The organism is Gemmatimonadaceae bacterium (genome assembly GCA_035533015.1).
Classification (GTDB): domain Bacteria; phylum Gemmatimonadota; class Gemmatimonadetes; order Gemmatimonadales; family Gemmatimonadaceae; genus JAGWRI01.
On record DATLUQ010000013.1, the window covers coordinates 1 to 13977 of the forward strand.

A 13977-nucleotide genomic window follows, 5' to 3' on the forward strand; every position below is an offset into this window, starting at 1 on the left:
GTCAACGCCGTGCTGGTATCGGCGGCGTGCTACTCGGTGTTCGTGCTCGTGCCGTTCGGGCGGTTGGTGGTGGCCGACGTGGTGCTGTACTCCCTGGCCCTGTTCCTGGAGTTCGGCTCGCTCATCGCGCTGCGCCGCCGCGAGCCCGGCCTGCGCGGCGCGTTCCGCATTCCCGTCGGCCGGGGCGGCGTGATCGCCCTGGCCGTCGTGCCTATGAGTATTCTGTTATTTCTGGTGTACGAGGGGCTGGTCGGGGGTGACTACGCCTGGCCGGCGCTGGCCGGCAGCGCGGGGGCCGTCGCGTGCGGTCCCCTGTGGTTCTACTTCGCGGCCCGTACGCCGCGCGGCGCCCGCCGGCTTCAGGGCCGCTTGTAGGCCGTCCCGTCCTCCATCACGAACGCCACCCGCCGGGTGGCGGTGATGTCCCGCGTCGGGTCGCCGTGCGCGATGGTATTCACGCCGGCATCGATCCGGGTAGGGAGATCGTGGCCGGCACCGCCGCGCCGAACAGCACGAACACGGCCGGCAGCATCGAGAACGGACGATCGAGACGCACGAAACTACCCCTGAATCAGGAAGGCGCAGGGGTGAGCACCGGGAGCCCGGCCGCCGTCCAGGCGTCGTACCCTCCGGTCATCGGGGTCACGTTCGCAAAACCTCGCCCAACGAGCACGCTGGCGCCAATCACGGCCCGGCTGCCGGCGTGGCACTGCACGATCACCGGGTCCTCCCGCGAGGCCGCGGCAGCCCAGTCGGCCAGGTCGCCCAGTGCCACGCCGATCGACCCGGGGATCACGCCCGCCTCGCGCTCGCCGGCGCCACGCACGTCCACGAGACGCGGAGGCCGCCTTCCCGCCAACCGCCGCCGCACCTCGGCCAGGTCGGCCCGGTCGAGGGTGGCCACCGGAGACCCCGATCGGCGCCGCGCCGCGAGCACCTCCGCCGCCACCGCCCATCCCGCCACGCGGTCAAAGCCGATGAGCCGCAGCCGCTGGACGAGGGGCGACACGTCGCTGGCGTTGTCGACCAGCACCACCACCGGCGCTTCCTCGGGGGCCACGGTGCCGAAATAGCCGCTGAACGATTTCGACTTTGGTACACAGATCGCGCCGGGCACGAACCCCGTGCAGAACGCGGCCGACGGTCGGGTGTCGATCACCAGGACGCCGCCGCGGATGGCCGCGTCCACCTCGCCGGCGTCGAGGCGCCGCGTCAGGTCCCCGGTCGGCGCCGCAGGCGCACCGTCGCGGTTCACGCGCTTCATGCGGGCGAAGTAACGCGGCGGCTCGGGCTGCGCGGCGAGGATCTCGCGCACGAATGCCGTCTCGTCGGTCTGGCGCAGCGCCGCGTTGACCAGCCGCTCGTAACCCAGCGTGGACTGAGGCATCGCGCCCAGCGCCTTGCCGCAGGCCGATCCCGCGCCGTGCCCGGGCCACAGTTGCAGATGGTCGGGGAGCGACGCGGTGCGGCGCAGCGACGCGAACAGCTGCCGCGCCGAGGTGTCCATCGTGCCGGCCACGTGCGCCGCGCGCTCGAGCAGGTCGGGGCGCCCCACGTCGCCCACGAAAATGAAATCGCCGCTCAACATGCCGACCGGCTGATCGGACACCGCCGTGTCGGTGACGAGAAAGGACAGATGTTCCGGGGTGTGTCCGGGGGTGTGCAGCGCGGTGAGGTGGATCGCGCCGACGTGGATCTCGTCGTTGTCGTGAACAAGCGTCGCACCGTCAGGCACCCGGTACTGCCAATCCGGTCCCCCCTCCGCCGACACCAGCAGGCGGGCACCCGTGGCGGCCGCCAACGCCCGCACCCCCGACACGAAGTCGGCGTGGATGTGGGTTTCCGTCACGTGCGTGATGGCGAGACCCTCGTCTTGCGCGGCGTCGATGTATCGCTGGATGTCCAGATTGGGATCCACGACAACGGCTTCGTGCGTGGCCTCGCAGCCGAGCAGATAGCCGGCCTGCGCCAATTCGTCGTCGTACAGGCGTCGAAGAATCATGGAATTTGGGGAGGTGATGCCTCGGCCAATCTAGCCGGCGGTAGCGCCGCGACGCCATGCGCCTCTGGCGCGCCCGGCGCACGGATGAGACGTTTCGTGCGCCGCTCCGGATTGCGCTCCCCCCATCGCCCTCTGCCGAGGTCGTCCCGTCATGCGCCGAGTCTTCCCCTCCGTCTCGTGGTCTTCTGCCGTCGCACTGCTCGCGGTCGCCGCGTCGGCCGCCGCCGCGCAAGCGCCCAAACGCCCGCTCACGCCAGCCGACTGGGACCACTGGCGCTCGATCACCGGCACCGCGATTTCGCCGGATGGCAAGTGGGTGGCGTACTCACTCACCCCCCAGGTGGGCGACGGCGAATTCGTCGTGCGCAGCACGGTTGGCCCCATCGAATACAGGGTGCCCCGCGGATTCATCGGGCGGCCCAACGTGACGCCGGGCTCTACCGGCCGCGGCGGCGGCCAGCCCGCCGGACGCATCGCGGCCGACTCGCGGTTCGCGGCCGTGCTGACGTACGCGCCGATGACGGCCTTCGATTCGGCGCGCCACAGTGGGCGGGGCGGCCGTCCCGGGCGGCCGCCCAAGTCGAAGCTCGCCATCATCGATCTCGCCACCGGGCACGTGACCATGATCGACGACGTGCGAGGCTTCGAGATGCCCGCCGACGCCGGCGGATGGATCGCGTATCAGCTCGACTCCGGCGATTCGACCGCCGGCGGTGGAAACGCGGCTGGGGAACCCGCAGGCGGGGGTGGCGGCCGCGGAGGTGGTCGGGGCGGTGTATCGCCGGTGGCTGAAGCGGGCCCGAGCGGGCGGCGCAAGCTTCCCGGGAGCACGCTGGTGCTGCGCGACCTTGCCACGGGTGCGGAAACGCGTATCGACAGCGTCACGACGTACGCCTTCGACGACAGTGCGAAGTGGCTCGGGTACGTCGTCTCGACCCGCGGCGGGGAGGGGGATGGCGCGTTCGTGCGCGTTCCTGGGAAGGACGCCCCCATCGCGCTCATGACGGGCAAGGGTGACTACCGGGGCCTGTCGTTCGATCGTGCGGGATCGCAGGTGGCGTTCATGACGGACCGCGACGACTTCGCCGCGCGGGTGCCGAGGTTCACGCTCTATTACGCTTCGCTCAAGGACGCGAAGCCGGTCGCGGTGGCCGGGGCAGGAAGCGTGGGCCCGGGCCTGCTCGTGGCCGACTACGGCCGCGTGGCGTTCTCGCGCTCCGGAACGGCGATCGAGTTCGGCGTGGCTCCACCACGCCCCGACACCGTGCCGCACGACTCGCTCTACGACAAGGCGATCTTCGATCTCTGGGCGTGGAACGACCCGCACATCATGCCGCAGCAGAAGGTGGACGCGGCGCGCGACCGCGACCGGACCTTCCTCGCGCTCTACCAGATCGCATCGAAGAGCCTGGTGCAGCTCACCGACGACTCGGTCCCCAACGCCACCGTATCCGAGGACGCGCGCGATGCGATGGAGACGAGCGACGTGCCGTATGCGATCCCCGCGATGTGGGGGGAGGGCGGGAGCGACGTGTATGCGGTCGACGCCGCCACGGGCCGGCGGTCGCTGATCAAGAAGGACCTGCGCGGCTCCCGCTCGACGCTCTCCCCGGGCGGCCACTTCGTCACCTACATGGACGGCGGGCACTGGTTCGCATACGACATGGCCACCGGGCACACGACCGACCTCACCGGGAGCCTCAACGGCGATCGGTTCGACAATGAACTGGACGACCATCCCGACATCGCGCCGCCCTATGGCATCGGCGGTTGGACGACGGACGACCGCTCGGTGCTCCTCTACGATCGGTACGACATCTGGGAGGTGGACCCGACGGGCGCGCGCGCTGCGGTGGTCGCCACCGACTCCGTGGGCCGGCGCGAACACCTGATCTTCCGCGTCGTCGATCTGGCTCGCGACAATCCATTCATCGACCCGCGCCAACCCGTGCTCGTCAGTGCGTTCAATGCAGACACGAAGGCCGACGGCTTCTACTGGCTGCGGCTCGGCGCGCGGCGCGCACCGGAGAAGATCCTGATGGCGGACGCCGACTTCGGGATCCCGCTCCAGGCCAAGCACGCGACGCAGCTCGTGGTGACGCGCGGAACGTTCGAGGAGTTTCCCGATCTCTACACGGGCGCGGACCTCAGCCATCTGTCCAGGATCTCCGACGCCAATCCCCAGCAGAAGGACTTCAATTGGGGTACGGCGGAACTGGTGCACTGGATCAGCGCCGACGGGATTCCCCTGGCCGGCATCCTGTACAAGCCGGAAAATTTCGACCCGGCCAAGAAGTACCCGATGATCACCTACTACTACGAGCGCCTGTCCGACAATCTCTACCATTACGTGCCGCCGGGCGGCCGCAACGTGATCAACCCGACGCACTACGTGTCGAACGGCTATCTGATCTTCGAACCCGACATCCCGTATGAAATCGGATATCCGGGACCGAGCGCGATGAAGGCGGTCGTTCCCGGCGTCGAGATGCTGCTCGGCCGCGGGTACGTGGACCTGAACGCACTCGGGCTCCAGGGGCACTCCTGGGGCGGCTACCAGACGGCGTACATGATCACGCAGACGCACATGTTCAAGGCGGCGATGGCCGGCGCGCCGGTGGCCGACATGTTCAGCGCGTATGGCGGGATTCGCTGGCAGTCGGGCCTCAACCGGTCCATGCAATACGAGCACACCCAGAGCCGCATCGGGGGGTCGATCTGGGAATACCCGCTGCGCTACATCGAGAATTCCCCGCTGTTCTGGGCCGACAAGATCACGACGCCGCTCCTGATGATGGCCAACGACGGCGACGGCGCGGTGCCGTGGTACCAGGGGATCGAGATGTACGTGGCGCTGCGCCGCCTGGGCAAGGAGGTATATATGTTCGATTATAACGGCGACGAGCACAACCCCACGAAGCGCGCCAATCAGATGGACATCGCCATGCGCATGCAGCAGTTCTTCGACTACCACCTGCGCGGATTCCCCGAACCCGCCTGGATGATCCACGGCATTCCCTACCTCCAGAAGGGGCGGGACCAGCTCGGGCATCCGGCCGGCGTGCTCCCGGCGTCCGCCGGCGGCGCCGACTCCTCGCGCACCCACTAACGGAGCGACTCCCATGGCCGACGTCATCGACTACAAGATCATCGGCGACGACCTCCAGGCAGTGATCATCACGCTCGACGCCGGCGAGCGGGTGATCGCCGAGGCGGGCGCGATGATGTACATGCAGGACGGGATTCGCATGGACACCACGCTCGACCCCAACGCCCAGGGCGGGAGCATGGTGGGCAAACTGCTGGGCGGCGCCAAACGGGCCCTGAGCGGCGACTCGTTCTTCATGACCACATTCACGAACGCGGCGGGCGTGCGCCGCGACGTGGCATTCGCCGCCGTCACGCCGGGCAAGATCCACCCCGTCGATCTCAAGGATTGGGGCGGACGGATCGTCGCCCAGCGAGACGCATTCCTGTGCGGCGCCCGCGGCATGAACGTCTCGGTGGCGTTCTCGCGCCGATTGGGCGCCGGCTTTTTCGGCGGCGAGGGGTTCATCCTGCAGCGCATCGAGGGCGACGGGCTGGTGTTCCTGCACGCCTCGGGCACCCTCTGCGAGATGCAACTCGCAGGCGGCGAGAAGATCCAGGTGGACACCGGCTGCCTCGTGGCGTTCGACGAACGCGTAGATTACGACATCGCGATGGTGCCGGGCATCAAGACCGCGCTGTTCGGCGGGGAGGGATTGTTCTTCGCCACGCTCACCGGGCCTGGCCGCGTGATCCTGCAGTCGATGCCGTTCTCCCGGTTGGCCGACCGGATCCTGGCCTCGGCGCCACGGGCGGGCGGCGCACGCAAGGAGGAGGGGGGGCTGGGCGGCGCGCTGGGACTGATGGGTGGCTTGCTCAACAACAGAGACTGACGCGTCGCGGCCGGCGCGCCGGGCGATCACCGTGGTGGAGGCGAGACTGGAGATGCCGGTGTCCGAAGATCGGGTCATTCCGTGAACGACGTGCCGTTCGCCGAGCCGTTCGCACGGTTCCGGTCGCTGCTCGACGAAGCCACGGCGTTGGACCGCGCCGTCCTTCCCGAGCCAACGGCATTCGCGCTCGGCACGGTGGACGCCGGCGGGCGGCCCGCGGTGCGGATCGTCCTGCTCAAGGGCGTCGACGAGCAGGGGTTCGTGTTCTACACGAACTTCGAGAGCCGCAAAGGGCGCGAACTCCGGGGCAATCCGCACGCTGCCCTCTGCTTCTACTGGCAAGCCCTGGAGCGCCAGGTGCGCGTGGAGGGCCTCGCGGCGCCGGTGGCCGAGGCCGACGCCGACGCCTACTTCGCCTCGCGGGCGCGGGGCAGCCAGATCGGCGCGTGGGCGTCCACGCAGAGCCGCGAGGAAGCCACCGAGGGACTGCTGCAAACGCGGTACGCGGAGTTCGAGCGGAAGTTCGAGGGGCAGGCCGTGCCGCGCCCGGCGTACTGGTCGGGGTTCCGGGTCGCGCCGGAGCGCATGGAATTCTGGCGCGGGATGCCCAGCCGGCTGCACGAGCGCGAGCTGTACGTGCGCGAGGGCGCGGGGTGGCGCGTGCGGACGCTCTTCCCGTAACGGACGTCGAGCCGCCGTGGCACGCGGGGGCGTGAGGCTGTAAGATTCCGCCATGGCGACACACACGGCGGAGCCGGCCCCTTCCGTGCCGGACGCGGGCGCGGCCGGCAGCGGCTGGACGATCGAATCGGCGCGGCAACTCTACAACATCGAAGGGTGGGGGGGCGGCTTCTTCGACATCAACGAGAAGGGGCACGTCGTGGTGCGCCCCGATCGCACGCAGCCGGAACACGAGCTGGACCTGTTCGAGCTCGAACTCGACCTCGAAGAGCAGGGCGTGGCCCTGCCGGTGCTGCTCCGTTTCTCCGACATCCTCCGCTCGCGCATCGACGCGCTCTCGGGGCACTTCCAGGCGGCCCGCGAGGAATACGGCTACGAGGGCGGGTACACCACCGTCTATCCCATCAAGGTCAATCAGCAGCGGCACGTGGTGGAAGAGATCGTGCAATTCGGTGCCGCGCACGGCGTGGGGCTCGAGTGCGGCAGCAAGCCGGAACTGCAGGCGGTACTCGGGCTGGCCGAGCACACGGCCCACGTGATCGTGTGCAACGGCTACAAGGACGAGGAGTTCATGCGCCTCGCGCTCATGGGCCAGAAGCTCGGCCACCAGGTGTTCATCGTCATCGAGCAGTTGAGCGAGATCGACGTGTTGCTCCAGGTGGCGGACGAGATGGAAGTGACGCCGACCGCCGGCGTGCGGATCAAGCTCGCCTCGCGCGGCTACGGGCGCTGGGCGGAGAGCGGCGGCGAGAAGTCCAAGTTCGGACTCAACGCGGCGCAGTTGGTGCAGGCAGTGGAGAAACTCCGCGCGGCCGGCCGACTCGACATTCTGCGGCTCATCCACTTTCACCTCGGGTCCCAGATCACCGACATCCGGTTCATCAAGTCGGGCCTGCAGGAGATCGCGCGGTTCTACGTGGAGCTGCGGTCCATGGGCGTGAACATCACGCACGTGGACGTGGGGGGCGGGCTGGGCGTGGATTACGACGGCACCAACTCGACGTCGGACGCCAGCGTGAACTACTCGCTGCAGGAATACGCCAACGACGTCATGTACACGCTGGCCGAGGCCTGTCGCGAGCACGAGCAGCCCATGCCGCACGTGATCAGCGAGTCGGGCCGCGCCCTCACGGCCCACCACGCGCTGCTCCTGCTCAAGGTGATCGACGTCGAATCGGTGGCCGAGCAGCCGCTGCCGCCGCTCACCGACGACGACCACCAGCTGCTGCACGAAATGGTGGCCGACTACAAGGATGTCTCGCGCAAGAACGCGTCGCGGCGGCGCGTCAAGGAAGTATTCCACGACGCGACGTTCGACAAGGAACGCGCCCACGAGTACTTCAATTCCGGCGTCTTGTCGCTCCGCGAGCGCGCGCTGGCCGACCAGATCTACTTCTCGACGATCAACCTCATCGCGCGGATCTGCCGCCAGAACCGCGACGCGTACGACGACATCATGGCCGACCTCGAGGCGACGCTGGTCGACCGCTACTTCTGCAACTTCTCGCTGTTCCAGTCGCTGCCCGACAGCTGGGCCATCGACCAGTTGTTCCCGATCATGCCCATCCACCGCCTGGACGAGGAGCCCACGCGGCGCGGGACGCTGCAGGACGTGACCTGCGACTCCGACGGCAAAATCGACCGGTTCGTGGGCGAGAAGAACGGCGCGCCAAGCCTCGAACTGCACGAGTTCCGCGACGGCGAGCCGTACGTGCTCGGGGTGTTCCTCACCGGGGCGTACCAGGAAATCCTGGGCGACCTGCACAACCTGTTCGGTGACACCAACGCCGTGCACATCCGGCTCGGACCGAACGGCGGCTACGACGTGAGCGACCTCGTGCACGGCGACACGGTGACCGAAGTGCTCAACTACGTCCAGTTCCGGGCGTCCGACCTGCTCCAGGTGTTCCGCCGCAAGGTGGCGGCCGCCAAGTATCTCACGCGGCAGGAAGCGAACACGTTCATCGCCGACTACGTCGCCGGCCTCGAAGGCTACACGTACCTGGAGGGCGAAGCGGCGCAGTGACGCCGCCCCATGCCCTGGTCCTCGCCGCCACCACCGGGCTGATCGGCGAATCGGCGGCGGCGCACCTGCTCGTCGCGCTGGCCGCGATCCTGGTGGCCACGCGCGCGCTGGGCGAGGTCGCGCAGCGGCTTCGCCAGCCCGCCGTGCTGGGCGAACTCATCGCCGGCGTGCTCCTCGGCGGGTCGGTGTTGGGCATCGTCGACGCCTCGAGCCCCGTGTTGTCCGCGATGTCGGAACTCGGGGTCATCCTGCTGCTCTTCGAGATCGGCTTGGAGACCGACGTCCGGAACCTCATCAAGGTGGGCGGCGTGGCCGCCACGGTGGCGTGCGCTGGCGTGGTGTTGCCGTTCGGCGCCGGCTATCTGGGTGCCGAGTTGTTCGGTCTGGGCCGGGTGCCGGCGCTGGTGTGCGGGGCGGCCCTCTGCGCCACGTCGGTGGGGATCTCGGCCCGCGTGCTGTCGGACCTGGGCATGCTCGACACCACGGAGGGTCGCGTCGTTCTGGGCGCGGCGGTGATCGACGACGTCATCGGGTTGGTGATCCTGGCCGTCGTGGCGGGCATCGTGGAGGGCGGGTCCGTGTCGCTGCCGCGAATCGCCCGGATTGCCGGAGTCGCCGTCGGGTTCGTGGTCGTGGCCGTGGCGGTGGGCTCGCGCGTGGCGCCGCTGGTTTTCCGGGCGGCCGAGAAGGTACGGGCGGCCGGCGCGCTCGGCCTGGTGGCCATCGCGTTCGCGTTCTTCCTGGCGTGGACGGCGCACCTGGCCGGATCGGCGATGATCATCGGCGCGTTCGCGGCGGGCGTCGTGCTGCACGATCTGCCGCAGCGCGGCGCCGTGCAGGAATCGACCACCCGCATCGGACAGTTCTTCGTGCCCATCTTCTTCGCCAGCGTTGGAGCTGCGGTGGATCTGCCCGCGCTCCTCCACGGCAGCGCGCTGCAGGTCGGGGCGATTCTGATCGGGGTGGGCATCGTGGGCAAGGTGCTGGCCGGGTACGTGCCGTGGTGGTTCAAGGGCGACAAACTGCTCGTGGGGGTGGCCATGGTGCCGCGCGGCGAAGTCGGGCTCATCTTCGCGCAGATGGGCCTCGCCTCGGGTGGCATCGACAACGGGCTCTTCGGCGCCATCATGCTGATGGTGCTGGTGACGACCTTCGTGACGCCGCCGGCGCTGGGCCGGCGCGCTGCGTCGCGGTTGCGTCAGGCGGCGGAACCTCAGGGTATCGATGACCTGGTCGCCGGACCATCCAGAAACAGAAAAGGGCGCTGACGCGGATTCCGCGTCAGTGCCCTCGATCGCGAAGGGCGCCGATTACATCCGGTCGGCCACCGCCTGCCAGTTCACCACGTTCCACCAGGCCTTGATGTAGTCCGGACGGCGATTCTGGTAGTGCAGGTAATAGGCATGCTCCCAGACGTCGAGTCCCATCACGGCGTGCTTGCCTTCCATGAGCGGGTTGTCCTGGTTGGGCGTGCTGGTAATCGACAGCTTGCCGCCGTCGGTGATCAGCCAGGCCCATCCCGACCCGAAGCGGCCGGCGCCCGCCGCGGCGAACTGCTCCTGGAACTTGGCAAAGTCGCCGAACGACTTCTTGATCGCGTCGGCCAGCTTGCCGGTGGGCTCGCCGCCGCCCTTCGGCCCCATGATCTGCCAGAACATGGAGTGATTCCAATGGCCGCCGGCGTTGTTGCGCACCGCGGTCCGCACCGCTTCGGGCACGGCGTTGAGATCCTTGAGCAGATCGTCCAGCGACTTGCCCTGGAACGCCGGCGCTTTCTCCAACGCCGCATTCAGGTTGTTGACGTAGCCACCGTGATGCTTGTCGTGGTGGATCTCCATCGTCCGCGCGTCGATGTGCGGCTCCAGCGCGTTGTTCGCGTAGGGCAGAGCGGGGAGGGTGAAAGCCATAGCGGTCTCCTTGGACGTCAGGCGTCCGATGCGATATCCGGAGCAGTCGCTCGGCGGCGCGCGCGCCACCATGCGATGGCGCCGGGCATGAGCGAGAGAACAATCACCACCATGATGACCACGTCGATGTGGCGATCGATCCCTGGAATGTAACGACCGAGGAAATATCCGGTGAACAGCATGCCCCAGATCCAGAGCAGACCGCCGACCACGTTGTATACGGTGTAGCGCCACCAGTCCATGGTGGCCACGCCGGCCACCACGGGCACGAAGGTGCGCACGATGGGCATGAACCGCGCGATCAGCACGGTTGCGCCACCGCGGCGCTCGTAGAAGTCGTGGGCCCGCAACAGATGCTTGCGCTTGAACAGCAGCGAATCGGGCCGGGAGTACAGTGCCCGGCCGGTAACCCTTCCGATGCCATACCCCGACGTGTTGCCGGCGATCGACGCCACCGACAGCAGGAGCCCCAGCAGATAGACGTCGAACTGGCCGAGCGCCGCGAACAGCCCCGCCGTGACGATCAGCGAATCACCCGGCAGGAAGAACCCCACGAGCAGCCCGGTTTCGGCGAAGATCACCAGCGTGAGCCCGACGTAGCCGCCCCAGGTGATCAACTCATGGACGTTGGTCAGGCGATGGAAGAGATCGAGAAGTTGGTCCATGAGGTGACGGGTAGGAGTGGCCCTGCCGCGAACCAGTGAACTTCGGCCCTCATGGAGGCCGGGTCAATGGGATAGGGCGCGCCCGCCTTGCCGCGGCGACGGCGGCGGAGCGAACTTCGCAGGGCCCGTCGTTCCCCTCTCGCCCGCTGCCGTGCTGTCCATCCACGTCGTTTCACACACCCACTGGGACCGCGAGTGGTACCACCCGGCGGCGCGCTTTCGCCAGGGCCTCGCCGCGTTGGTGGACGACTTGCTCGACGATCCGCCGGCGGGCGGCGCGAGCTTCCTGCTCGACGGCCAGGCGGTGCTGCTCGGCGACTACCTTGCCGTCCGGCCGGAACGCGCGCTCGACCTCACCACGCTCCTGCGCCGCGGAGCGCTCGAGGCGGGGCCCTGGTTCGTACTCGCCGACGAGCTGATTCCGGGCGCCGAGGCGCTCGTGCGCAACCTGATCATGGGCCTCCGCATGCTGCGCGCCTTTGGCGGGGAATCGCCGCCGGTGCTCTACTGCCCGGACTCGTTCGGGCACCCCGCAGCACTGCCCACGCTGGCCCGAGGATTCGGCCTCGAGATGGCCGTCGTGTGGCGTGGCTTCGGCAGCCGTCGGTGGCCCGCCGGCGACGCCTGCTGGTGGCGCGCGCCGTCAGGCGACCGCGTGCTGCTCTACCATCTGCCCCGGAGCGGCTACGAGTTCGGCGCCGACCTGCCGCCCGATCCCGTTGCCGCCGCAGCGCGGTGGCAGTCGATGCGCCACGAGCTGGCCGCGCGCAGCACGGTCGGCGCCGTGCTCCTGCCCAACGGCGCCGACCACCATGCCCGGCAACGGCGGCTGGGCGAGGCCGTGGCGGCGCTGGCCGATGCCGCGGCGCCCACGCGGGTGGAGGCGAGTTCTCTGCGTGTCTTCGCCGCCGCGGCGCTCGACGGCGCCGCGCATTCCGATCTGCCGGAGGTGCAGGGCGAACTGCGCGACTCCTACGGCTATACGTGGACGTTGCAGGGAACCTTGGCCACGCGGGCCCATCAGAAGCGCCGAGCCGCCCGTCTCGAGCGGTTGCTGGTGCGCGAGACGGAGCCGTGGGCGGCGCTCGCCGCCCGCCGGCCGGGGCGCTCGCGCCTGGGGTTGGTCCGCGCGGCGTGGCGCGACCTGCTGCTCGGCCAGCCGCACGACACGCTCTGCGGCTGTTCCATCGACGCCGTCGCGCGCGCATTCGACGGGCGCATGGACGAAGCGGGGGCGCAGGCGGCAGGGCTGCGCGACGACGCCGTGGCCGAGCTGGTCGGCCACGACCCCGAGCGCGCCAGCGCGTCGCGCGACGCGTGGCGGCCGCACCTGGTGGTGCGTAACCCCGCGGCGCGCCCGCGCGGCGGCGTGGCGATCGTCCAACTCTCGCGGTTTCTGGCACACGTGCGGGTGGGCCCTGGCTCGGGCGACGGTCCGCCGGTGCCACCGCGCCGAGCCGTGGCGCGGGTTCACGGGGCAGTGGCTGTGCAGGTGCTCGAGCGCGCGCTGGTGCACGAACGCTTCGAGTCGCCGCGCGCATACCCCGACGACGATCTCGTGGATCGCGCCCTGGCCGCCGTGTGGCTGGGCGAGCTGCCGGGCTACGGGCTTCGCGCCCTGCCGCTCGGCGGAGGACGCAATGCGGCGCAGGCCGTGCCGAATCCGGTGCGCGTTACCGAGCGGACGCTTTCCAATGGGCGGCTGTCGGTGGCCGTAGGCGACGAGGGTCGCGTGACGCTGCGCCACGAGGCCAGCGGTCGCGTGATCGATGACCTGTTGCGGCTCGAAGATCAGGACGACCTCGGCGACCTCTACACGCCTTCGTTGCGTGGCGAGGTTCGCTCGGCGCGCCTCGCCGGCATGCGCATCGTGTATCGTGGGCCCCTGCGCGGCGCCATCGAGACCCGATGGCGCGTGCGCGTGCGGACCGGCCAGGCTGTCACGGTGCGCGTGCGCTTCACCCTCGATGCCGACGCTGACATGTTGCGGCTGAGCGTGCGCGGCGAGAACGCGGCGGCCGATCACCGGCTGCGGCTCGATGTGGCGACGGACGTCGCGACGCCCACCGTGCGCGCCGACGCCGCGTTCGGGCCCGTGGAACGCGTGCCGCTGGTCCTCGCGCCCGACGAGGCGGCCATGGAAGCCGCCCCACCCACCGCACCGCTGCATCGGTATGTCTCGCTCAGCGGCGCGCTCGGCGGCGCCACGCTGTTCTCCGATGGTCTGGCCGAATACGAGGTGGACGGTGACGGCCGTGTTCACCTGACGCTCGTGCGCGCCGTCGGTGAACTCTCCCGCAACGATTTGCCCGAGCGGCCCGGACACGCGGGGTGGCCGTCGCCCACCCCCGAAGCGCAGTGCCGGGGTCCATTTGCCGCGGAGTGCGCGCTCATGCTGCACGACGCCTGGGGCGATGAGACGGCCGATCTCGTGGAGCGGGCGGCCGACGACGCGCTCGTGCCGCTCACCGGAGCCACGATCCGGTCGCTGACCTCGATCGCCCCGGAGATGCCGGGCCTCGAATTGCAGGGAAGGGGGCTCGCGTTCTCCGCGGCCAAGGAGAGCGAGGACGGCGCGTGGCTCGTGCTGCGCTGCGTGAATCTCCTCGACCGGGCCGTGCGCGGGCGGTGGGTGGTGGCGGGAGGCGTGCGCGAAGCGTGTCTGTCGCGGCTGGACGAGACGCCGGGTGAGGGGATCCCGGTGCGCGATGCCGCCGTGGAGTTCGCGGCGCCGGCCTGCGGGGTCGTAACCCTGTTGGTACGCTGAAGGACGGAG

At 69.4% G+C, this 13977-nt stretch carries 10 protein-coding genes; 7 read left to right on the forward strand and 3 right to left on the reverse strand.

Translation table 11 applies throughout. From position 1 onward, the window contains the following. The coding region (locus VNF92_02170) for a hypothetical protein (GenBank protein ID HVA56669.1) at positions 1-375 on the forward strand (375 nt) is incomplete at its 5' end. Positions 376-571: 196 nt separating this feature from the next. Here VNF92_02170 and VNF92_02175 read toward each other — a convergent pair. Then, positions 572-2002 carry an MBL fold metallo-hydrolase gene (locus VNF92_02175; protein ID HVA56670.1) on the reverse strand — a complete coding sequence of 477 codons (1431 nt, stop codon included), beginning with the start codon at positions 2000-2002 and terminating at the stop codon, positions 572-574. 151 nt (positions 2003-2153) lie between these two features. On the opposite strand from VNF92_02175, the gene VNF92_02180 reads away from it, so the two are divergent. The 5 genes from VNF92_02180 to VNF92_02200 all read left to right on the forward strand — a co-directional run bounded on the left by VNF92_02180 (position 2154) and on the right by VNF92_02200 (position 9897). Next, the gene (locus VNF92_02180; GenBank protein ID HVA56671.1) at positions 2154-5111 is read left to right on the forward strand and encodes a prolyl oligopeptidase family serine peptidase; all 2958 of its coding nucleotides are present in this window, start codon (positions 2154-2156) and stop codon (positions 5109-5111) included. A 13-nt stretch (positions 5112-5124) separates the two neighbouring features. Next, complete coding sequence (locus VNF92_02185) at positions 5125-5922, forward strand: TIGR00266 family protein (GenBank protein ID HVA56672.1); 798 nt, start codon at positions 5125-5127, stop codon at positions 5920-5922. Between the two features lie 81 nt (positions 5923-6003). After that, complete coding sequence (gene pdxH / locus VNF92_02190) at positions 6004-6603, forward strand: pyridoxamine 5'-phosphate oxidase (protein HVA56673.1); 600 nt, start codon at positions 6004-6006, stop codon at positions 6601-6603. Between the two features lie 52 nt (positions 6604-6655). After that, positions 6656-8629, forward strand: coding sequence for a biosynthetic arginine decarboxylase (gene speA, locus VNF92_02195; GenBank protein ID HVA56674.1), 1974 nt, complete (start codon positions 6656-6658; stop codon positions 8627-8629). Beyond that, a complete protein-coding gene (locus VNF92_02200) occupies positions 8626-9897 on the forward strand; it encodes a cation:proton antiporter (GenBank protein ID HVA56675.1) in 1272 nt (423 codons plus the stop codon). Before speA ends, VNF92_02200 begins: the two co-directional genes overlap by 4 nt. 42 nt (positions 9898-9939) lie before the next feature. On the opposite strand, the gene VNF92_02205 is transcribed toward VNF92_02200, so the two are convergent. Continuing rightward, a complete protein-coding gene (locus VNF92_02205; GenBank protein ID HVA56676.1) occupies positions 9940-10536 on the reverse strand; it encodes a superoxide dismutase in 597 nt (198 codons plus the stop codon). 17 nt (positions 10537-10553) lie between these two features. Beyond that, positions 10554-11201, reverse strand: a complete 648-nt coding sequence (locus VNF92_02210) for a VTT domain-containing protein (GenBank protein HVA56677.1) — start codon at positions 11199-11201, stop codon at positions 10554-10556. 151 nt (positions 11202-11352) lie between these two features. Between VNF92_02210 and VNF92_02215 the strand changes: the two genes are divergently transcribed. After that, a complete protein-coding gene (locus VNF92_02215; GenBank protein HVA56678.1) occupies positions 11353-13968 on the forward strand; it encodes a glycoside hydrolase family 38 C-terminal domain-containing protein in 2616 nt (871 codons plus the stop codon). Positions 13969-13977: the final 9 nt, after the last annotated feature.